Source organism: Corallococcus macrosporus, assembly GCF_017302985.1.
Lineage (GTDB): Bacteria > Myxococcota > Myxococcia > Myxococcales > Myxococcaceae > Corallococcus > Corallococcus macrosporus_A.
Window position 1 is genome coordinate 68,603 of sequence record NZ_JAFIMU010000001.1, and the last position, 19,439, is coordinate 88,041.

General features: G+C 69.8%; 19 protein-coding genes. 16 read left to right on the forward strand and 3 right to left on the reverse strand.

The features are described from left to right. Window positions 1-130: 130 nt before the first annotated feature. From JYK02_RS00325 to JYK02_RS00390, 14 genes are all read left to right on the forward strand, one after another. On the forward strand, window positions 131-1,660 hold the full coding sequence (locus JYK02_RS00325) for an acyl-CoA carboxylase subunit beta (protein ID WP_207047854.1): 1,530 nt from the start codon (window positions 131-133) through the stop codon (window positions 1,658-1,660). A gap of 43 nt (window positions 1,661-1,703) precedes the next feature. Beyond that, window positions 1,704-2,849 (forward strand): acyl-CoA dehydrogenase family protein, encoded by a 1,146-nt coding sequence (locus tag JYK02_RS00330; protein WP_207047855.1) that lies wholly within the window; start codon window positions 1,704-1,706, stop codon window positions 2,847-2,849. After that, complete coding sequence (locus JYK02_RS00335) at window positions 2,849-3,712, forward strand: hypothetical protein (protein WP_207047856.1); 864 nt, start codon at window positions 2,849-2,851, stop codon at window positions 3,710-3,712. Before JYK02_RS00330 ends, JYK02_RS00335 begins: the two co-directional genes overlap by 1 nt. A 14-nt stretch (window positions 3,713-3,726) precedes the next feature. Then, window positions 3,727-4,497, forward strand: coding sequence for a ribonuclease III (gene rnc / locus JYK02_RS00340; protein ID WP_207047880.1), 771 nt, complete (start codon window positions 3,727-3,729; stop codon window positions 4,495-4,497). Window positions 4,498-4,564: 67 nt separating this feature from the next. After that, window positions 4,565-5,236, forward strand: coding sequence for a peptidylprolyl isomerase (locus JYK02_RS00345; RefSeq protein ID WP_207047857.1), 672 nt, complete (start codon window positions 4,565-4,567; stop codon window positions 5,234-5,236). After that, window positions 5,233-5,790: a peptidylprolyl isomerase gene (locus JYK02_RS00350; RefSeq protein ID WP_207047858.1), complete on the forward strand. Its 558-nt coding sequence runs from the start codon at window positions 5,233-5,235 to the stop codon at window positions 5,788-5,790. The genes JYK02_RS00345 and JYK02_RS00350 overlap by 4 nt, the downstream gene beginning before the upstream one ends. A gap of 81 nt (window positions 5,791-5,871) precedes the next feature. Beyond that, a complete protein-coding gene (gene era, locus JYK02_RS00355; protein WP_120550440.1) occupies window positions 5,872-6,825 on the forward strand; it encodes a GTPase Era in 954 nt (317 codons plus the stop codon). A 70-nt stretch (window positions 6,826-6,895) separates the two neighbouring features. Next, window positions 6,896-8,305: a ribosome biogenesis GTPase Der gene (gene der / locus JYK02_RS00360; RefSeq protein ID WP_207047859.1), complete on the forward strand. Its 1,410-nt coding sequence runs from the start codon at window positions 6,896-6,898 to the stop codon at window positions 8,303-8,305. Between the two features lie 98 nt (window positions 8,306-8,403). Beyond that, window positions 8,404-9,210, forward strand: coding sequence for a tetratricopeptide repeat protein (locus JYK02_RS00365; RefSeq protein WP_207047860.1), 807 nt, complete (start codon window positions 8,404-8,406; stop codon window positions 9,208-9,210). A gap of 46 nt (window positions 9,211-9,256) precedes the next feature. Next, window positions 9,257-10,396, forward strand: a complete 1,140-nt coding sequence (locus JYK02_RS00370) for a PQQ-binding-like beta-propeller repeat protein (protein WP_242588275.1) — start codon at window positions 9,257-9,259, stop codon at window positions 10,394-10,396. Beyond that, window positions 10,393-10,830 carry an NUDIX domain-containing protein gene (locus JYK02_RS00375; RefSeq protein ID WP_207047862.1) on the forward strand — a complete coding sequence of 146 codons (438 nt, stop codon included), beginning with the start codon at window positions 10,393-10,395 and terminating at the stop codon, window positions 10,828-10,830. Before JYK02_RS00370 ends, JYK02_RS00375 begins: the two co-directional genes overlap by 4 nt. Then, complete coding sequence (locus JYK02_RS00380; protein WP_207047881.1) at window positions 10,830-11,705, forward strand: ribonuclease H-like domain-containing protein; 876 nt, start codon at window positions 10,830-10,832, stop codon at window positions 11,703-11,705. Before JYK02_RS00375 ends, JYK02_RS00380 begins: the two co-directional genes overlap by 1 nt. Window positions 11,706-11,716: 11 nt before the next feature. After that, window positions 11,717-12,769, forward strand: coding sequence for a hypothetical protein (locus JYK02_RS00385; protein WP_207047863.1), 1,053 nt, complete (start codon window positions 11,717-11,719; stop codon window positions 12,767-12,769). A 69-nt stretch (window positions 12,770-12,838) separates the two neighbouring features. Next, window positions 12,839-13,720 (forward strand): DUF3014 domain-containing protein, encoded by an 882-nt coding sequence (locus JYK02_RS00390; RefSeq protein ID WP_207047864.1) that lies wholly within the window; start codon window positions 12,839-12,841, stop codon window positions 13,718-13,720. 3 nt (window positions 13,721-13,723) lie between these two features. On the opposite strand, the gene JYK02_RS00395 is transcribed toward JYK02_RS00390, so the two are convergent. Then, complete coding sequence (locus JYK02_RS00395; RefSeq protein ID WP_207047865.1) at window positions 13,724-14,281, reverse strand: hypothetical protein; 558 nt, start codon at window positions 14,279-14,281, stop codon at window positions 13,724-13,726. Window positions 14,282-15,242: 961 nt separating this feature from the next. Between JYK02_RS00395 and chrA the strand changes: the two genes are divergently transcribed. Further along, window positions 15,243-16,415, forward strand: a complete 1,173-nt coding sequence (gene chrA, locus JYK02_RS00400; RefSeq protein ID WP_207047866.1) for a chromate efflux transporter — start codon at window positions 15,243-15,245, stop codon at window positions 16,413-16,415. Here the strand turns inward: chrA and JYK02_RS00405 are convergent. Beyond that, entirely contained in the window at window positions 16,412-17,557 is a 1,146-nt protein-coding gene (locus JYK02_RS00405) for an RCC1 domain-containing protein (RefSeq protein WP_207047867.1), read from the reverse strand. The genes chrA and JYK02_RS00405 overlap by 4 nt on opposite strands. 37 nt (window positions 17,558-17,594) lie before the next feature. Further along, on the reverse strand, window positions 17,595-18,422 hold the full coding sequence (locus JYK02_RS00410) for an MBL fold metallo-hydrolase (protein WP_207047868.1): 828 nt from the start codon (window positions 18,420-18,422) through the stop codon (window positions 17,595-17,597). A gap of 105 nt (window positions 18,423-18,527) precedes the next feature. Between JYK02_RS00410 and JYK02_RS00415 the strand changes: the two genes are divergently transcribed. Next, window positions 18,528-19,304 (forward strand): helix-turn-helix transcriptional regulator, encoded by a 777-nt coding sequence (locus JYK02_RS00415; protein ID WP_207047869.1) that lies wholly within the window; start codon window positions 18,528-18,530, stop codon window positions 19,302-19,304. Window positions 19,305-19,439 lie beyond the last annotated feature (135 nt).

Genomic DNA, 19,439 nt, shown 5'->3' on the forward strand with positions numbered 1-19,439 from the left:
GTGCCCCCCGGCGCCATCCCCCGAAGCGCTCTGTCGTAGCCCCTTGCGTCGTCCGCTGGACGGCACGGCTGGTGCTTCGGCTGGCAAGAAGGCAGCCAGGCCAGGGGATTCTTGGTATGGGACGGCGGCCATGTCCTCAGACCAGACACTGCTCGAGAAGATCGCCCAGGTGGAGAAGGGCGGCGCGCCCAAGTACCACGCGAAGAACGCGGAGACCGGCAAGCTCTTCGCGCGCGAACGCATCCGCCTGCTCGTGGACGCGGACTCCTTCGTGGAGGACGGCAAGCTCGCCAACAACCTGGACCCGGAGCTGCCCTCCGACGGCGTCATCACCGGCATGGGCCGCATCGATGGCCGCCCGGTGGCCATCATGGCCAACGACTCCACGGTGAAGGCCGGCAGCTGGGGCGCGCGCACGGTGGAGAAGATCCTCCGCATCCAGGAGACGGCGAGGGCGCAGCGCTGCCCCCTCTTGTACCTGGTGGACAGCGCGGGTGCGCGCATCACGGATCAGGTGGAGATGTTCCCCGGCCGCCGCGGCGCGGGCCGCATCTTCTACAACGAGGTCCACCTGTCGGGCTTCGTCCCGCAGATCTGCCTGCTCTTCGGCCCGTCCGCCGCGGGCGGCGCGTACATCCCCGCGTTCTGCGACCTGGTCATCATGGTGGAGGGCAACGCCTCCATGTACCTGGGCAGCCCGCGCATGGCGGAGATGGTCATCGGTGAGAAGGTCACGCTGGAGGAGATGGGCGGCGCGAAGATGCACTGCTCCGTGTCCGGCGTGGGCGACGTGCTGGTGAAGACGGAGCAGGACGCCATCGCCGCGGCGAAGCAGTACCTGGCCTTCTTCCCGGAGAACTTCGCCAAGGCCCCGCCCCAGGTGCCGGTGAAGGCCCCCAAGCACAGCGGCAAGCGCGTGGATGAGATCGTCCCGCCGGATCAGAACAAGCCGTTCGACATGCACGCCCTCATCACGGAGCTCATCGACGAGGGCAGCTGGTTCGAGGTGAAGAAGCTCTTCGCGCAGGAGCTGATCACCGGCCTCGCGCGCATTGGCGGCCGTCCGGTCGGCATCGTCGCGAACCAGCCCAAGTACAAGGGCGGCGTGCTCTTCGTGGACAGCGCGGACAAGGCGGCCCGGTTCATCTGGCTGTGTGACGCGTTCAACATCCCGCTGCTGTATCTGTCGGACGTGCCGGGCTTCATGATCGGCACCAAGGTGGAGCGCGCGGGCATCATCCGCGCGGGCGCGAAGATGATCTCCGCGGTGTCGGAGGCCAGCGTGCCGCGCATCTGTGTGGTGGTGCGCAAGGCGTACGGCGCCGGCCTCTACGCCATGAGCGGGCCTGGATTCGCCCCTGAGGCCACGCTGGCGCTGCCCCAGGCGATGATCGCCGTGATGGGCCCGGAGGCGGCGGTGAACGCCGTCTACTTCAACAAGATTCAAGAGCTGCCGGAGGCCGAGCGGCCGGCCTACGTCCAGAAGCTGCGCGACGAGTACAAGCAGGACGTGGACATCTACAAGCTGGCCAGCGAGCTCATCATCGACGCCGTGATTCCCGGCGACTCCCTGCGCGGGGAATTGCTCCAGCGTTATTCGCTTTATGCGGACCGGTTCCAGCCCCGTGCGGAGAAGAAGCACGGCGTCCACCCCGTCTGAAGTTTCCCCACCAGCACTCACGCTCTAGATTCCGCACCCGACCATGGACTTCGAACTTCCTGAAAGCCACCGCGCCCTCCAGGCCTCCCTCCGTGAATTCTGCGAACGCCGCGTGAAGCCGTACGCGCGCGAGTGGGACAAGGACGAGAAGTTCCCCATGGAGGTGGTGAAGGAGCTGGGCCAGTTGGGCGTGCTGGGCATGCTCGTCTCCGAGGAGTACGGCGGGGCGGCCATGGACTCGCTCGCCGTGGCGGTGGCCGTGGAGGAGATCGCCCGCTACGACGGCTCGCTCGCCCTCACGGTGGCCAGCCACAACGGCCTGGGCACCAGCCACGTGCGCGTCTTCGGCAACAAGGCGCAGCACCAGCGCTACCTGCCCAAGCTCGCCACCGGCGAGTACCTGGGCGCGTGGGGCCTCACCGAGCCGGGATCCGGCTCGGACGCGTCCGGCATGCGCACCACCGCCGTGAAGAAGGGCAACAAGTGGGTGCTCAACGGCGCGAAGATGTTCATCACCCAGGGCACGGTGGGTGACGTGTTCGTGGTGCTGGCGCTCACGTCGCCGGAGAAGCGCCAGAAGGGCATCACCGCCTTCGTGCTGGAGAAGGGCCTCCCCGGCTTCAGCCAGCGCTCCATCCACGGGAAGCTGGGCATGCGCTCGTCGGACACGGCGGAGCTCATCCTCGAGAACGTGGAGGTCGGTGACGACGCCATCGTGGGCGAGGTCGACCGCGGCTTCATCGACACGCTGAAGATCCTCGACAAGGGCCGCATCACCATCGGCGCACTGTCGGTGGGCCTGCTGCGCGGCGCGCTGGAGGAGTCGGTGGCGTACTCCAAGGACCGCACCGCGTTCGGCCAGCCCATCGGCGAGTTCCAGGGCCTGCGCTGGATGATGGCGGACATGAAGACGGAGCTGGAGGCGGCGCGCCTGCTGGTGCACCGCGCGGCGCGGCTCGCGGACGCGGGCCAGCCGTACTCGCAGGCCGCGTCCATGGCCAAGCTCTTCGCGTCGGAAGCGGCCATGCGCGGCTGCAACAAGGCGGTGCAGATCCACGGCGGCTACGGCTACACGCGCGAGTTCCCGGTGGAGCGCTACCTGCGTGACGCCAAGCTCTGTGAGATTGGCGAGGGCACGAGCGAAATCCAGCGCACCATCATCGCCCGCGAGACCTTCAAAGGGGCCTGATGGATACCGCTCGGCTGCGTGAGCTGGGGCTCCAGGTCCGTGAGGAGCCGTCCGGCGTCGAGGTGATGCTGGACCTGGAGGCCGCGTCCCTGGTGAACCCCATCACCAAGGACTTCATCACCGACATCACCTTCCAGGTGATGGGTGACCGGCTCATCCCCATCGCGCCGCCGACGGTGGTGGGCATGACGCCCATCCTGCTGTCCGCCATCGACGCGGCGGAGGAGATGCAGGCGCTCTTGCTGGACACCTTCAGCGACCACGTCTTCCACCTGCAGCGCCGCTCGGAAGAGCTCCAGTTGCTGGGCCTGTCCGCGGACGTGGATCCGCAGTCGCTGGAGCTGTCCACGTCCGTGAGCGAGGGCGCGCTCGCGGTGAAGCTGGTGGCGGACCGGCAGGGCAACTTCCGCATCGCGCAGGCCATCCGGGGCGGGGAGGAGCTGGCCACCGCCGCGGGGCACGTCATCGAGCTGTCGGAGTTCCGCGAGCGGGCCGCGCTGACGGGCTACCTGTCCGCGCTGCTCGGCGAGCCGATGCCGAAGGCCTCCCAGGCGCCGTCCGGCCCGGAGCCGGTGCGCTTCGTGGAGATTGTCGAGAAGTTCGGCCCGCAGGCGCTGGTGCCGCCGCGCAGCAGCCTGGAGCTGCTGGCGCAGCTCCAGGTGGAGGGCAAGGCCTACCGCTTCGCCGCCGCGCGCATCGCCGGGCGCACCTTCCGGGGCCTGCTGGCGGGCACCCAGGGCAAGGTGTGGGCGGGCCGCTTCGAACTGGATGAGTTCCCCGGCGTGGTGCGGATGGTGGCGGACCTGTTGAAGGTCGCTCCCGAGGCCGTGCGCCTCGTGGGCCCGGACGCCCCCCAGGAGTGAGCCGCGTGGAGAAGATGACCCTGGCGGAGCGGGTGCAGGCCCTGGAGGCGCGCCTGGGCGTGCAGTTCTCCAAGCGCGACCTGGCCCTGGAAGCGCTCACGCACAAGACGTACGTCAACGAGAACCGCGACCAGAACCTCAAGGACAACCAGCGCCTGGAGTTCCTGGGCGACGCCGTCGTGGACCTGGCCGTGAGCCACCGGCTGATGGACCGCTGCCCCGGCGTCCCCGAAGGCGAGCTCACCAAGATGCGCGCCCGCATCGTCCACGAGGAGGGCCTGGCCCGCGTGGCCCGGAGCCTGCGCCTGGGCGAGCTGCTGCTGCTGGGCCGGGGCGAGTCCCAGTCCGGCGGCCGCGACAAGAACTCGCTGCTCGCGGACGCGCTGGAGGCCGTGCTGGGCGCCGTCTACCTCAGCGGCGGCCTGGAGCCGGCGCTGGCGCTGGTGGACCGCTGCTTCGGGGAGCTGGTGGAGGAGGTGGCCTCCGGCGCCGGCCGCCTGGACTACAAGACGCTCCTCCAGGAGCTGTCCCACGAGAAGCTCAAGCTGTCGCCGCGCTACCGGGTGGTGTCGGAGACGGGCCCCGAGCACTCCAAGGTGTTCGAGGTGGAGGTGTGCATCGGGGAGGCGGTGTACGCCCGCGCCACCGGCCGGAACAAGAAGGAGGCCGAGCAGGCAGCCGCTCGCACCACGCTGGAGCGCCTGAAGGCGGAGGCCGCCGCGGAGCCCCCGGTCGTGGTGGCACCCGTCCCGGGAGGTCCTTCACCGGACGACCCTCCGGCGTGAAAGCCCTTGGAGGGGGAGGGGGGTGGGGGGTAGGGTCCGCGCCTTCCTGCCCTGGAGGCTGTCCCGTATGCACCGTCTTCTCGGTATCACCGTGGCGCTGGCCGCCTCCGCGGCCCTGGCCGCCGAGCCCGCCGCGGGCCCCTGGACGAAGAAGGTCCAGGCCGGCAAGGACCTCTACGCGACCCTGAAGACGAGCCAGGGCGTCATCACCGTGAAGCTCTTCTCCAAGGATGCGCCCAACACGGTGGCGAACTTCGTGGGTCTGGCCACGGGTGAGAAGACCTGGACCGACCCGAAGACGGGCGAGCCGGTGAAGGGCAAGCCGCTCTACGCGGGCACCGTGTTCCACCGCGTCATCCCGGGCTTCATGATTCAAGGCGGAGACCCCACCGGCACCGGCATGGGTGACCCGGGCTACCGCTTCGCGGACGAGTTCCAGAGCGGCCGCAGCTTCGACAAGCCGGGCCTCCTGGCCATGGCCAACGCCGGGCCCAACACCAACGGCAGCCAGTTCTTCATCACGACCAGCATGCCGATGCAGCTCACCGGCCGTCACACCATCTTCGGCGAGGTCGTCACGGGCTACGACGTGGTGGAGAAGATTGGCACCGTGCCGCGCAGCGCGCAGGACCGCCCGCAGACACCGGTGGTCCTGGAAACGATTACCCTGAGTGACAAGGCGCCGAAGAAGGCCCCTGCCGCCAAGCCGGCTCCCGCCACCAAGAGCGCCCCGCAATGAGCTTCATGGAGCAGGCCCGCGCGGGCACGGAGCTGTTCGGAACCTTCACCACGACGGAGGGGCGCATCGTCGTGCGTCTGTTCTCCAAGGACTCACCCCGGACGGTGGAGAACTTCGTGGGGCTGGCCACCGGGGAGAAGGACTGGACGGACCCGGTGACGTTCAAGGTGCAGCACGGCCGCCCGCTCTACGACGGGACGCTCTTCTTCCGCTGCATCAAGGACTTCATGATTCAGGGCGGGGACCCGACCAGCCGGGGAAACGGTGGCCCGGGCTTCCGTTTCGAGGATGAGTTCCAGAGTGGCCGGCGTTTCGACAGGAAGGGCCTGCTGGCCATGGGCAACACCGGCCCGAACACCAACGGCAGTCAGTTCTTCATCACCGCCGCGCCGCAGCCCCACCTGGACAACCGCTACACCATCTTTGGCGAGGTGGTGGAGGGCCAGGACGTGGTGGACCGCATCGCCAACGAGCTTCCCAAGGATTCAAGCGACCGCCCCCGCCGGGACGTGCGCATCCAGACGTTGACCATCTCCACGGCGCGGCCGTCGTAAGGGCCGTCCGCCGTTCATAGCTGTTCCCCCGGGGCCTTCCCGTGCAGCACGTCGGAAGGCCCACTGATCATCTCCGGAAGTATGGCCTCTCAGTCCCAGAAGAAGACCCCTCGCGCTGGCTTCGCCGCGCTCATCGGCCGGCCCAACGTGGGCAAGAGCACGCTGCTCAACGCGCTCACCGGCGAGAAGATCGCCATCGTCTCGCCCAAGCCGCAGACCACCCGCAACCGCATCCTGGGCGTGGTGACGCGCCCGGAAGGGCAGGTGGCGTTCATCGACACGCCCGGCATCCACCAGGCCAAGGGAGAGCTCAACCGCTACATGGTGGAGGCCGCCATCTCCGCGGCCGAGGAGGTGGACCTGGTCCTCTTCCTCATCGAGCCGCCCCAGGGCGAGACGCTGGACGTGACGCCGGGCAACCGCGCCATCCTCGAGCGGCTGCAGAAGGTGGGCAAGCCCACCTTCCTGGTCATCAACAAGATCGACTCCATCCCCAAGGCGAAGCTGCTGCCGCTCATCGCCCTCTACGGCCAGGAGTTCCCCTTCGCGGAGGTGGTGCCCATCTCCGCGCGGGAGAAGGACGGCGTGGAGCACCTGTTCCAGGTCGTGCTGGGCCACCTGCCGGAGGGCGAGCCCATCTTCGCGGAGGACATGCTCACGGATCAGCAGGAGCGCGTCCTCGTCGCCGAGTACATCCGCGAGCAGGTCCTGCGGCACTGCCGCCAGGAGATCCCTTACTCCACCGCGGTGCTGGTGGACGTGTTCGACGAGTCCGAGCGCGAGCCGCGCCCCGGCACGCCCCCCGGCCAGCTGGGCGGCCTCATCCGCATCGCGGCGTCCATCTACGTGGAGCGCGACAGCCAGAAGGCCATCCTGATTGGCAAGCAGGGGCAGATGCTGAAGCTCATCGGCACGGACGCGCGCAAGTCGGTGCAGCGCCTGCTGGGCGCGCACGTGTACCTGGACCTGCGCGTGCGCGTGGAGGCCCGCTGGAGCGAGCGCGCCGCCGGTTTGAGGAAGCTGGGTTACGAGTGATGTCGCCGCGGAAGTTTGTGCCGCTGACGTCGTTGCCTTCGAAGTCGTCGTCGCTGTCGAAAGAGATGCCATGAAGCCGCTGGTCGCCATTGTCGGTCGCCCCAACGTGGGCAAGAGCACGCTGTTCAACCGCCTGGTGGGCCGGCGCATCGCGCTCGTCGAGGACCAGCCCGGCGTCACCCGCGACCGGCACTACGCCGACGCGGAGTGGGAGGGCCGCGCCTTCACCCTCATCGACACGGGCGGCTTCGTCCCCGGTGAGAAGGACACGCTGCTCAAGCAGGTGCGCGAGCAGGCCCAGTTCGCGGTGGAGGAGTGCGACGTCATCGTCTTCGTGGTGGATGCCCGCGCGGGCATGACGACCGCGGACGAGGCCGTCGCCAACTACCTGCGCAAGGCGGGCAAGCCCGTCGTCGTCGCGGCCAACAAGCTGGACAACGAGTCCGGGCAGATGCAGTCGCTGGCCGGCGAGTTCTTCCGCCTGGGCCTGGGCGACGTGAACGCCATGTCCGCCGAGCACAACCTGGGCATGGGCAGCCTGATGGACTCCGTCGTGTCCAAGCTCCCGGAGAAGGTGGAGGGCGAGGACGCGGAGGCGCCGCCGGACGACGGGAAGATCCGCGTGGCCATCATCGGCCGGCCCAACGTGGGCAAGAGCACCCTGGTCAACGCCATCCTCAAGGAGAAGCGCGTCGTCACCAGCGAGGTCGCCGGCACCACGCGTGACCCCATCGACTCGGAAGTCACCTACAAGGGCAACGAGCTCATCCTCACGGACACCGCGGGCATCCGGCGCAAGAAGACCATCGCGCACCAGGTGGAGCAGTACTCCGTCATCGCGGCGCTGAAGGTGTTGGAGCGCAGCGACGTGGCGGTGCTGCTGATGGACGCCACGGAGCCGGCGGTGGATCAGGACGCCAAGCTGGCGGGCCTGTCCATGGACCGGGGCCGCGCGCTGGTCATCGTGGTGAACAAGTGGGACCTCATCGCGGAGGACAAGCGCCGCCAGGAGGCCTTCCGCGAGGACCTGAAAATCGCCCTGAAGTTCGTGGGCTACGCGCCGGTCATCTTCACGTCCGCCCTCCACGGCTCCAAGGTGGAGAAGGTGGTGGACGTGGCGGTGGAGCTGGCCAAGCAGTTCCGCTTCCGGGCGCCCACCCCGCAGCTCAACAAGCTGCTGGACTACATGGTGGACAACAACCCGGCGCCCATCGTGAAGGGCAAGCCGCTGCGCCTGTACTACATCGCCCAGGTGGCGGCGGCGCCGCCGACGTTCGCCCTCACGTGCAACGAGCCGCAGGGCGTGCCGGACATGTACAAGCGGTACATCACCAACCAGATCCGCAAGACGTTCGACCTGCGGGTCCCCATCCGCCTGCTCTTCCGCGAGCGTCCAGGCAAGGCCAAGCGCGAGGCGCGCAAGAAGCCGCACCTGGCGGGCAAGGGTGGCAAGGGTGGGAAGCGCGCGGGGCGCGACTGAGCGCGCTCGCGCGTTGACACTCCCAGCGGGCGCTCTTTACAGTGCGCCGCTTTCCCAGAGCGAAGAGCACCGTCGAGCCGGAGAGAGGTCCCTTCATCGTGGCCCAGCAGAAGACCGAGAAGATTCGCCAGCAGGAGCTTCGTCAGCCGGACGCCTTCCAGAAGGTGGGGGCGGACGCGCGTGACTGGCTGATGCAGCGCCAGAAGTTCCTCGCCATCGGCGCGGGCGTGCTGGTGCTGGGCGCGGTGGGTGTCGCCATCGCCAGCGAAGTGTCCAAGCGCGGCGAAGAGACGGCCTCCATGGCCCTGGGCCAGGCCCTCACCGTCCTGGACCGCCCCGTGACGGGCGTGGACCCGGCGGACCCCTCGTCCACGGAGCCCCCGTTCGCCTCCACGCAGGCCCGTGACGAGGAGGTCGTGAAGCAGTTGTCGGCCTTCCGCAAGGAGCACGAGGGCACGCGCTCGGCGACGACCGCCGCCCTGGCGCAGGCCAAGGCCGAGTTCCGGCTGGGCAAGTACGACGACGCCCTGGCGTCCCTGGACGTCTTCCTCAAGGGCGCCCCGGAGAACGACGCCCTGCGCGCGGGCGCCCTGGAAGGTCAGGGCTACGCCTACGAGGCCAAGGGTGACTACGCCCAGGCCATCACCTCCTTCGAGGCGATGGAGAAGGCGGACACCGGCGAGTACCTCGTCGGCATGGGCGCGTACCACAAGGCCCGCATGCTCATCCTGCAGGGCAAGAAGGACGAGGCCGCGCAGGTGCTGTCCAAGATCCCCACGGAGCACCCGGGCAGCGCCGCGGCCCGTCAGGCCACCGAGCGCATGGCGGTGCTGGCCGCGGAGGGTGTGAAGGTGCCCACGCCGGCGCCGCCCGCCGCGACCGCCACGGACGCGGGGCAGCCGTAGCGCGCTCATGACCATGCGGCTCGCTCGGTGGAAGCGGTGGGTGGGAATGGTGGCCGGGGTGGGGCTCCTGGCCGGTTGCGCGGGGGCGCCGCTGTACGGCAACCCGGAGCTGCCCGCGGCGCCCCGTCAGCCGCCGGTGGATTACTTCCACGTGGACTGGTGGAAGGGGCTGGTCGACAAGGTCCCGTTGCTGGAGTACTCGCCGCGCGAGCCGGCCTCCCCGGTGTACGACCCGGAGAGCCGGAACGTCGTCGCCCAGACGCGTGACGGCTTCATCCGCGCGGTGGGCCCGGACGGGCAGGTGGCCTGGTCCCTCCAGACCGGGGCCCGGGCGCTCGCCGGCGGCATCGCCAGCGAGGGTGTCCTCTACATGCCGGGCGGTGACGGCGTGCTGTACGCGCTCGACGGCCGCACCGGCGCGGTGAAGTGGAAGTACGCCACCAACGAGTCGCTGGCCACGGTGCCGGTGCTCGCGGACGGCCTGGTGCTGGTGGCCACGGACACCGACACGGTGTTCGCGGTGAAGGCGTCGGACGGCACGTGGGTGTGGCAGTACCGGCGCGACCCGCCCTCCGGCTTCACCATCCGCGGCGCCTCCGCGCCGAAGGTGGACCAGGGCACCGCCTACGTCGGCTTCTCCGACGGCTTCCTCGTCGCCCTCAAGCTGGAGGACGGCGGCGTCGTCTGGGAGAAGTCCCTGTCCGGCGCGGGCACGGAGTTCCTGGACGTGGACACCACGCCGGCCATCGACTCGGCGGGGCGGCTCTACGTCGCGTCGTACAAGAACGGCCTGTACGCCCTGGAGGCGGACACCGGCGCCGTCATCTGGAACACCAGCGTGGGCGGCCTGACGTCGCTGCTGTCGCGCGGTGAAGTCGTGTTCGCCACGGGCGACGGCCGCGTGGACGCCTACCTGGGGGAGACGGGGAAGCTCATCTGGTCGCTCCCTCTCAAGGATAGGACGGCGCTCGCTCCCGTGTTGGCCCGGGGAATGCTCCTGGTGCCCAACGAGCGTGCGCTGCTGTTCGTGGACCCGACGACGGGCAAGACGCGCCTGTCGTGGAACCCGGGCACGGGCATCTCCGCGCCGCCGTTCGTCGTGGGCTCGCGGGTGTACGTGCTGTCCAACAACGCGTACCTGTACTCGCTGGACATGAACAACGTGAAGAAGGGGCCGCGCGGGTGACGCGCGCCGTGCCCCGGACGGTGCGGGTGGTGGCCGCGCTGATTCCCCGGCCCGGCCCGGAAGACGGCGGGCCGCGGTACCTGGTCCAGCAGCGCCTCCCTGGCGGCAGCCGCGCGCTCCTCTGGGAGTTCCCCGGCGGCAAGGTGGAGGCGGGCGAAACGGACGAAGCCGCGCTCGCGCGCGAGTGCCGCGAGGAGCTGGACGTGGAGCTGTCCGTGGGCCGCCGCCTGTGGGAAGCCCGGCACACGTACCCGGACCTCACCGTGGAGCTGGTGCTGTACGCGGCCACGCTGGTGTCCGGCGAGCCGAAGCCGCTGGGCGCGCACCAGCTGGCGTTCCACACGCCCACGGAGATGCAGGCGCTGCCGTTCTGCGAGGCGGACGTGCCGCTCGTGGACGACCTGTTGGCGGGAAGGCTGGGTGCGCTCGATTGATGCTGCTGCACACGTTCCAGCTCATCCCCGGCGTGGGGCCGTGGCGCGAGAAGGACCTGTGGTCCAAGGGCATCCGGACCTGGGATGACTTCCCGGACGGCGGCATCGTCATCAGCCGCAAGGCGGACACGGTGGCCCGCCAGCGCATCGCGGAGGCGCGCGAGGCCCTGGCCCGGAAGGACCTGAAGGAGCTGGCCCGCATGGTGCCTCCGCGCGAGCACTGGCGCCTGTTCCCCGAGTTCCAGGACGACGCCGTCTACTTCGACATCGAGACGGACGGCAGCCAGACGCAGGTGCCCACGGTGGTGAGCCTCTTCGACGCCGCGGGGCTGCACGTCTTCATCCAGGGCCGGAACATGGACGCGCTGCCCGACGCGATGGCGAAGCGGCGGCTGTGGGTGACGTTCAACGGCTCGTGCTTCGACGTGCCGGTGCTGAAGGAGTACTTCGGCGCGAAGCACTTCCCGGTGCCGGAGGCGCATATCGATTTGCGCTTCGTCACGCGGCGGCTGGGGATGGGCGGCGGGCTGAAGGAGATCGAAGACAAGCTGGGCGTGGGCCGGCCGCCGCACCTGAAGGGCGTCAACGGCTACGACGCGGTGCTGCTGTGGCGCGCGTACCTGCGGCGCGGCGACGTGGAGGCCCTGCGCTACCTGGTGGAGTACAACCTCTACGACTCGTTCCAGCTCCGGTCGCTGATGGACCTCGCGTACAACAAGGGCGCGGACGACCTGAACCTGGACGTGCCCCGGCTGAAGGTGTTCGAGCGCGGGGATCTGCTCTACGACGTGAGCCGGCTGCTCCTGGAGCTGGGCCCCACCGAACGCGACCTGGACACGCTCGCGCGCGTCCGGGCCATGGAGCAGGATTCCTGACCGGCCAGGTCGTGCCCTGGGTCGGCCGGCCGCGGCCCGGCACCCTCTGGGGCATCCCCAGCCGCCGCGTGGCGCTCACCCGGCTGACGGCGCTGCCGCTCACGGACGCGGAGTGGGCAGGGGACGGCTTTCTCCTGACGCCTTCGGGGGATGCGGTGGGGCTGGCCGTGGGCGCGCGGCGCGTCGCGGTGCTCGGGGCGCGGGAGGACTGGCCGCCCGCGCGTGCGCTGGAGCTGCCCCGGACGGCGCAGCTCGTGGCGCTGCATCCTTCGCTGCGGGGCGCGGCGGTGCTGGGACCGGGGCGGATTGAGATGGTGGGCCAGTCGCCTGACGGCGGTCCTGTGGAGACGCCCGCTCGGGCCTGGACGCGGAACACGCAGGCGCTGGGGTTCGACGTCACCGGCCAGGGGCTGTGGACGAGCGGCGCGCGCGACGGGCGGGCGGCCGTGCACGTCCTGGATTCCCGAACGTTATCAGACGTCGCGGGGGCGGAGCCCGGGCTGCAGCTGGACACGCCGCCGCTGGGCGAGGACGACCTGGACGGGCTGCACGAATGGATGCCGCACCCGCGCCTGCCGGTGATGGGCGTGGCGGTGAGCCAGGGCCAGGAGGGCACGTGGCTCACGTTCGTGGAGCGTGGCGCCGCGGGGCTGGTGCGCGGCGCGGTGGTGGCGTCGGTGGATGCGCCGTTCTATCCGGCGGGCTTCTTCCCGGATGGCTCGGGCTTCATCGGCGTGGGCGGCACGTGGGTGCGGCGCTGGACGTATCCGGACGCCCGGCAGGCGGCGGAGTTCCTGCTGCCGGAACAGGGCACGCTCGCCACGGGGTACTCCGGGCTGGTGACGGCGGGGGCGGTGCTGGTGGCGGTGGAGGACCTGTTGGAGGCGGGGGAGTGGTACCTGCTTCAGCTGGACCCCGGCTCGCTGCGGCCCGTGTGCGCGTGGGAGCTGCCGCTGTCCACGGAGGCCGTCACGTCGGTGCACCTGTTGCCCGGCGGCTTCGTGCTGTCGCCCGAGGACGGCCAGCTCTGGCGCCTGCCGGACGAGGTCCTTTCCGCGCGGTGAACACCGGCCGCGCGGTTTGTTCACGCGCGCGTGGAATGGCTCGGAGGCCTGTCTGTAAGGTCCGGGACCATGAGCGATCCGAACTTCGTGAACCAGGGCCCAGGGGGAATCCCACCGCCGCCGGAGGCCGAGCCACCCAAGGCTCCCTCGCGGGGCAAGGTCATGGGCATCCTGGTCGCGCTGATTGTCCTGGGGGTGGTGGCGTCGTACTTCGGCCTGCGGCGTCAGTCCGAGCAGCCGCCCGTGGTGACGGCGCCCCCGGTCGTGGACGCGGGCGTGGCGGAAGCGCCTCCGGAGATTTCATTGCCGGAGAGCGACGGGCGGATCCGCGACCTGGTGGGCAAGCTGTCGGTGGATCCGGAGCTGGCACGGTGGCTCCAGGAGCGCGACCTGGCGCGCCGGTTCACGGCGTCCGTGAGCAACATCGCCGACGGTGAGAGCCCTCGGGCCTCGCTGTTGTTCATGGCGCCCGCGGGGGCGTTCCAGGTGGGCGCGGCCGGAGCGGACGGGCGCTCGGAGATCGCGCCGCTGAGCTACGCGCGCTACGACCTGGTGGCCCGGGTGCTGGGCTCGCTGGACGCATCCGGCGCGGCGATGGTGTACCGGGAGCTGAAGCCGCTCATCGACCAGGCGTACCGGGAGATCGCGCCGCCGAGCCAGGGCTTCGAGACAGCCTTTGGCCGGGCCATCCAGCATCTGCTGGCGGTGCCGGTGCCACAGGGGCCGGTGGAGGTGCTGCCCAAGGGAGCGTTGTATGTCTATGCGTCGCCGGAGCTGGAGGGGCTGAGCAGGGCCCAGAAGCACCTGCTGCGGATGGGCCCGGGGAACATGCGGATCATCCAGGCGAAGCTGCGGGAGCTCCGCACGGCGCTGAACCTGCCGACCCCGGCGCCGGCCACGCCCGAGCCGTTGCCGGATCAGGCGCCGGGGCAGTCAGAAACCCAGGAATGACGGCTACTTGTGCTTCTTCTTGCCGCCCTTGGCGGGGGGCGGCGGAGGCTTGGGCTTCTCCTTGTCGCCGATGATCTGGAACGAGGCCCGGAGGTCATCCACGTCACGGCCGCGCGCGTCCTGGAACGCCGAGCCCGTCTGGGCGTCCACGACGAGGGTGTACGAGTAGCCCGTCTTGAGCGGCTGCGGCAGGTGGATGCGGTACACGAGGCCGTCGTCGGCCTCGGACACGGAGTCATCGGAAACCATGGCCCGGTCGGCTTCGTCCATCAGCCGGACGCGGTAGTTCTTGAGGCCCAGGGTGGTGCGAAGCTCCAGGTCGGAGGTGGGCTCCACGAGCGGCTTTTCCTCCAGGGCCAGCGGGATGAGCGCCATGCCGGCGTCGGGCGACTGGTACTGGAGCGTGAAGACCACGGCCTCGGGGGCCGCATCCGGGGTCGACGTGGCGCTGGTGGCGCCGCCATCCACGGGCCCCTGGGGCGTCTTGTCGGGACAGCCCGTCAGCAGGGCCGCGGTAAGGCCGCACAGCGCGGCGAGTCCGGTTCGTCGGAAGAGGCGCATGAGGCGGCAAGGTACGTTCCGGAGCCGGGCTCGGGAAGCACGAGATGCCAGAGCCCGTGGGCCGGCGGTGGGTGGCCGACGGTATCCTGAGCAATGGGCGGCGCATGGCGCGGCGTCCGTGAAGCCTTGGGGAACGCCTGGCCTAAACGTCTGATAAGAAGCGTTATGTAAACTGAGCCTCTGGGGTCCCTTGGGGGTTCATTGGGGTCCGCCCCCTGCTCGTCGCCCTGGCGCCATCCACCGTGTTTCCGCCGGTTCCGGCTCATCACGAGGCTCCTCCGGCGCATGGACTCCACGCATTCCGGGGCCGAACCTGTGCCACCGGCGTGTCGGCTGTCCCGGGCTGCTGGTGGCCGACGCGTGCCTCATCCTCTCTGAACGTGCGGCGGGATCCGGCGGGCAATTACACTCAAGCCCGACCTCGCGAGGGCAGTACACTCAAACAAATTCGACCGTCTCGTGTACGCGAGACACCTTTGAATTTGAAAGTGAGAGCACGATGCAGAAAAGAACGACCCACGCCATGCTTCCGCTCCTCCTTGCGTTGTCGGTTTCTCTCCTCACCTCGGGGTGCGGAGCCGATGAGAACGCTTCTGCGTCAGTCGATCGGCCCCCTGCCACGAATGCGCGCGCTTACAGCTCCTTTGACGCTGAGGGGATCTGGCAGCGGGTCGGCTATTGCACCACGTCGTGCCCTCCCGATGAATGCTGGCCCCCCGTGAATCCGGACGGTCAAGATTGCAGTCCGGTGGGCGCTACTTGCTTCTTTGCCAGTGGTACGACCCGTACTGCATGGAAGTGCGAGTAGGCACAGCCCACTCACACCAGTTGAATTCAGCCTGGAAGTCTCCGTGCGCCCCACCGCACGGAGGCTTCGGCGGCCCACCCGGACCGGAGACGCGCGCGTACGAGGTCCATGCCGCGATTCAGCGGAAGTTCTACGCCGAGGGTGAGGCCACGCATGGACTCCACGCACGCCTCCAACGTCCCGCCGGGCTCGCTCGGTGAAGTCGCTCGGGTCTTCCTCAGGCTGGGACTGACGTCCTTCGGGGGGCCCGCTGCTCACATCGCGATGATGGAAGACGAGCTCGTGCGGCGGCGCCGGTGGCTGCCCCGCGAGGAGTTCCTCGACCTGCTGGGCGCCACCCACCTCATCCCGGGCCCGAACTCCACGGAGCTGGCCATCCACCTGGGCCACCGGCGCGCGGGCTGGCCCGGGCTGGTCGTGGCCGGCGTGTGCTTCATCGTCCCGGCGATGCTCCTGACGCTCGCGGCCGCCTGGGCCTACGTGCGTTTTGGCACCCTGCCCCAGGCCGGCGCCCTCCTGTACGGCGTCAAACCCGTCATCCTGGCCGTGGTGCTCCAGGCCCTGTGGGGGCTCGGAAAGACGGCCCTGACGACACGCCCAAGGATCGCCGTGGCCGTCGGCGCGTCCGTGGCGAGCGCGCTCGGGGTCAACGAGCTGTTCATCCTGGCCGTGTCGGGCGCTGCCCTGGCGGCGTGGCTCCGCTTGCGGTCGGCACCCGGTTCGACGCTCGCGCTGGCGCCGTTCGCCCTGCAAGGCGCGGCGACCGTGACGGCCACCGCTGCAGTGCCGTTCAGCCTGGGGGGCCTCTTCCTGTTCTTCCTCAAGGTCGGCAGCGTCCTGTTCGGCAGCGGCTACGTGCTGCTGGCCTTCCTGCGCGCGGACCTCGTCGAACACTGGGGCTGGCTCACGGAAGCCCAGCTCCTGGACGCGGTCGCCGTGGGCCAGTTCACCCCCGGCCCCGTCTTCACCACGGCGACGTTCATCGGCTACCTGGTGGGTGGCGTATCCGGTGCGGGGCTCGCCACGCTGGGCATCTTCCTGCCTGCGTTCGTCTTCGTGGCGCTCAGCGGCCCCCTGATCCCCCGGCTTCGCCAATCCCGGACCGCGGGCGCGGTGCTCGACGGCGTCAACGCGGCCTCGCTGGCCCTCATGGCCGTGGTGACGTGGCAGCTGGGCCGCGCGGCCCTGGTGGATGGCTGGACGGTGGCCCTGGCCGTGCTCGGAGCCGCGTTGCTGCTCCGCTGGCGGGTCAACTCGGCCTGGCTGGTGCTGGGCGGTGCCGCAGTCGGGTTGCTGCGAGCTTCGTTGATTGGAATGACAGGCTAGAGCCCTTGAACCTGCACCGGCATGGATCGGTTCGTCGTGGTCCCGTCCCCGAGCCCGCCAGATCCGTTGAAGCCCCAGGCCCAGACAGTGCCAAGCGTATCCATGGCCAGGACGTGGTTGCTCCCCGACACGAAGACGTAGAGTCCAGGAACGCCCTGCACTTGAACCGGCAGGCGCCGGTCCACCTCCGTTCCGTCTCCCAACTGGCCAAGGCTGTTCGAGCCCCAGGTCCACAGGGTGGAGTCCAGCTTCAGTGCCACGAAGTGGTCGGCACCTGAAACGACGACCGCCGCGGTTCCAAAAGCCCCCTGCACCTGTACCGGCGTGGAACTGGAGGTCGTCGTTCCGTTCCCCAGCTGGCCCTGGCTGTTGTCCCCCCAGGCCCACAGGGTGCCGTCCAACTGCGCCACCACGGTGCTGCGGTTGCCGGCAGCGACGCTGATGATGTTGGTGAGCCCCTGAACCTGTGCTGGCGTCGACCTGGACGTCGTCGTGCCATCGCCCAGTTGGCCGTGAAAATTGCCGCCCCAGGACCAGACGGTACCGCCCGCCTTCAGCGCCACGGTGTGGTGGGCGCCTGCGGCGAGAGCGATGGTCCCGTTGAGGCCCTGGACCTGAACCGGTGTTTGGCCGTAGCCGCTCCCCCAGGCCCAGACCGTGTTGTTCGCCTTCAGTGCAACGGAGTAGCCGTTACCCGCGGCGACGGCGACCACCCCGGTGAGGCCTTGCACCCGGACAGGAGTGGACCGATCGGTCGTGGTCCCGTCACCCAGCTGGCCGTTGGCATTGTTTCCCCAGGCCCAGACGATGTCATTCGACTTGATGGCCAGGCTATGGGTCGCGCCCGCGGCGACATCGGTCACCCCGGTGAGGCCCTGCACGTGCACCGGCGTTGAGCGATCGATCGTCGTCCCGTCGCCCAGCTGGCCGTTGGCGTTGTAGCCCCAGGTCCAGACGGTGCCATCCACCTTCAAGGAGATGGAATGGGCCTCGCCTGCAGCGAGCATGAGCGTGACGGGGTTGCCCGAAAGCTTTTGCTGGATGACGTCCTGCGCGCGGCCCGGCTCGCCCTCCGCGCGCCATGCAGCCACCACCAGCCCCAAAGCCAGGCAGAGCCACCCACTTCGGCTGTATCGCCTCATGACGTTCTCCCCAGGGTAAGCGATTCAACGCCCGCACTCACCCCATGCGCAGACGGTCGAACTCCACAGCGCAGTGCGCGGAGAATACCTTCACCTCGTGGCCGTGGTCGCGCATCAGGCCTCGCAGCCGCTCCTGGTTCTGGAGCCGCGCGGCGTTGTCCACCGACTTCAGCTTCTGGAACAGCGCCACGCCCCACGGGCTTCGCGGCGCCATCAGGTCCACCTCGCGGTAGCTGAAGTATGCGTCCCCGGCGTGCAACATCCACCCTCCGGGCCCCTTCACAGCGACGCCGCAGTGCCCCGCCGTGTGGCCCGTCAGCGGCACCAGCAGCACCTCCGCGTCCAGGCCTGGAATCACCCGCACCGACTCGAAGCCGAACCAGCGCTCCCCGTCCACGGCGTACCGGTTCCACTTCGGCCCGTGTGACCACTGGACCGGCTTGTACCCGAACTTCGCGCCGGCCTGCGGCGGCACCATGGCGGCGGCGTGCTCATCCCCGAAGACGTGCACTTGGGCGTCCGGGAAGTCCGCCAGCCCTCCGACATGATCCAGGTCCAGGTGCGTGGGCACGATGTGCCTCACGTCCTCGCGCTTGAAGCCCAGGCGCTCCACCTGGGCCAGCGCCGTCTCCGATGGGTCCAGCCGGGGCGCGTTCCGCTTCACGAAGCGCTGGCCCAGCCGGCCCTTCGCGTCCTGCACATCCCGGGTCCCCAGCCCCGTGTCCACGAGGACCAGCCCCCGCGACGTCTCCAGCAGCAGGCAATGGCAGACCATCCGGGCCCGCTCGAACAGCCCGCCCGAGCCCGTGACGAACCGGGCGCTGGCGGGACACAGGGTTCCGCAGTTGAGGTGGTGGATTCGCATGCCCGGCAAGGTACGAATCGGCGCCCCGTGCCCGATTGGAGAATTCGGCCATGCGCCCCGGCCCGGGTTGAAGCAGGAGGCCGTCCGTCCCATGCTTGCTCGCGCATGACCGCCCCACCCGCCACCGCGCTGGCCCCCAGCGCCGACCTGTCCCGCTTCGTCCAGCGCGTGCGGGTCCTGTGGCGGGGGCCCTCGCAGGCCCCCTATGTCCGCCTGCCGGACGGCACCGTGGAGCTGGTGGTCCGCGTCACCTCCACCACCTGCGACGTGCACGCCCTGGGGCCCCGCGAGCAGGTGGTGCGCAAGGCGCCCTCGGAGGTGCCGCCCGACACGCTGGGCATCCAGTTCAAGCCCGGAGGCGCCTACCCCTTCTTCGGCCTGCCCATGTCGGAGCTGGCCCACCGCTCGCTTTCCATCGACACGCTCTGGGGCAAGGCGGACGGCGCCCGGCTCCGGGACTCCCTGGCCCGGGCCGCCACCTCCCATGCCCGCCTGCGCACCCTGGAGGCGGCGCTCGTGGACCGGCTCCATCGCGACGACGTCTTCGAGCCGGCCGCCGCGTACCTCGTGCGGCGCGGCATCCGGTTGCTCTCCGGCGCCGTGGACATCCCCCGCGTCGCGGATCTGGCCCGCACCCTGGGCGTGAGCGAGCGGCACCTGCGCCGCGCCTTCGATGACGTGCTGGGCATGGGACCCAAGGCCTATGCCCGGCTCGTGCGCTTCCAGCGCGCGCTCCAGGCGTCCCGCGCGCAGGGCGCACGGCCAGACTGGGGCGCCATCGCCGCAGGTGCCGGGTACTATGATCAGGCCCACCTCATCGCGGACTTCCGGGCCGTGCTGGGCACCACTCCGGGCGCGTGGACGCGGGCCCGGGCAGCCTGAGCCGCTTCGGACGCGGTGCGTCGGGACGCGGCGGGTGGGAAATCCGCCTGCCTGCCAGGGGTCCTTGGGAATCGTTCTGGCGCTCGGACGTTGTGCTGCTGGCGTGGGCGTTTTCCCAGCTTGACCGCCGCTGAG

Excerpts from the sequence above, each read along its gene's own strand:
- JYK02_RS00350 (WP_207047858.1), top strand. The coding sequence starts at position 5,233 with ATGAGCTTCATGGAGCAGGCCCGCGCGGGCACGGAGCTGTTCGGAACC.
- JYK02_RS00345 (WP_207047857.1), top strand. The coding sequence starts at position 4,565 with ATGCACCGTCTTCTCGGTATCACCGTGGCGCTGGCCGCCTCCGCGGCC.
- JYK02_RS00410 (WP_207047868.1), bottom strand. The coding sequence starts at position 18,422 with ATGCGAATCCACCACCTCAACTGCGGAACCCTGTGTCCCGCCAGCGCC.
- JYK02_RS00325 (WP_207047854.1), top strand. The coding sequence starts at position 131 with ATGTCCTCAGACCAGACACTGCTCGAGAAGATCGCCCAGGTGGAGAAG.
- JYK02_RS00370 (WP_242588275.1), top strand. The coding sequence starts at position 9,257 with ATGGTGGCCGGGGTGGGGCTCCTGGCCGGTTGCGCGGGGGCGCCGCTG.
- JYK02_RS00380 (WP_207047881.1), top strand. The coding sequence starts at position 10,830 with ATGCTGCTGCACACGTTCCAGCTCATCCCCGGCGTGGGGCCGTGGCGC.
- JYK02_RS00335 (WP_207047856.1), top strand. The coding sequence starts at position 2,849 with ATGGATACCGCTCGGCTGCGTGAGCTGGGGCTCCAGGTCCGTGAGGAG.
- JYK02_RS00395 (WP_207047865.1), bottom strand. The coding sequence starts at position 14,281 with ATGCGCCTCTTCCGACGAACCGGACTCGCCGCGCTGTGCGGCCTTACC.
- era (WP_120550440.1), top strand. The coding sequence starts at position 5,872 with ATGGCCTCTCAGTCCCAGAAGAAGACCCCTCGCGCTGGCTTCGCCGCG.
- JYK02_RS00415 (WP_207047869.1), top strand. The coding sequence starts at position 18,528 with ATGACCGCCCCACCCGCCACCGCGCTGGCCCCCAGCGCCGACCTGTCC.
- der (WP_207047859.1), top strand. The coding sequence starts at position 6,896 with ATGAAGCCGCTGGTCGCCATTGTCGGTCGCCCCAACGTGGGCAAGAGC.
- JYK02_RS00405 (WP_207047867.1), bottom strand. The coding sequence starts at position 17,557 with ATGAGGCGATACAGCCGAAGTGGGTGGCTCTGCCTGGCTTTGGGGCTG.
- rnc (WP_207047880.1), top strand. The coding sequence starts at position 3,727 with ATGACCCTGGCGGAGCGGGTGCAGGCCCTGGAGGCGCGCCTGGGCGTG.
- JYK02_RS00390 (WP_207047864.1), top strand. The coding sequence starts at position 12,839 with ATGAGCGATCCGAACTTCGTGAACCAGGGCCCAGGGGGAATCCCACCG.
- chrA (WP_207047866.1), top strand. The coding sequence starts at position 15,243 with ATGGACTCCACGCACGCCTCCAACGTCCCGCCGGGCTCGCTCGGTGAA.
- JYK02_RS00330 (WP_207047855.1), top strand. The coding sequence starts at position 1,704 with ATGGACTTCGAACTTCCTGAAAGCCACCGCGCCCTCCAGGCCTCCCTC.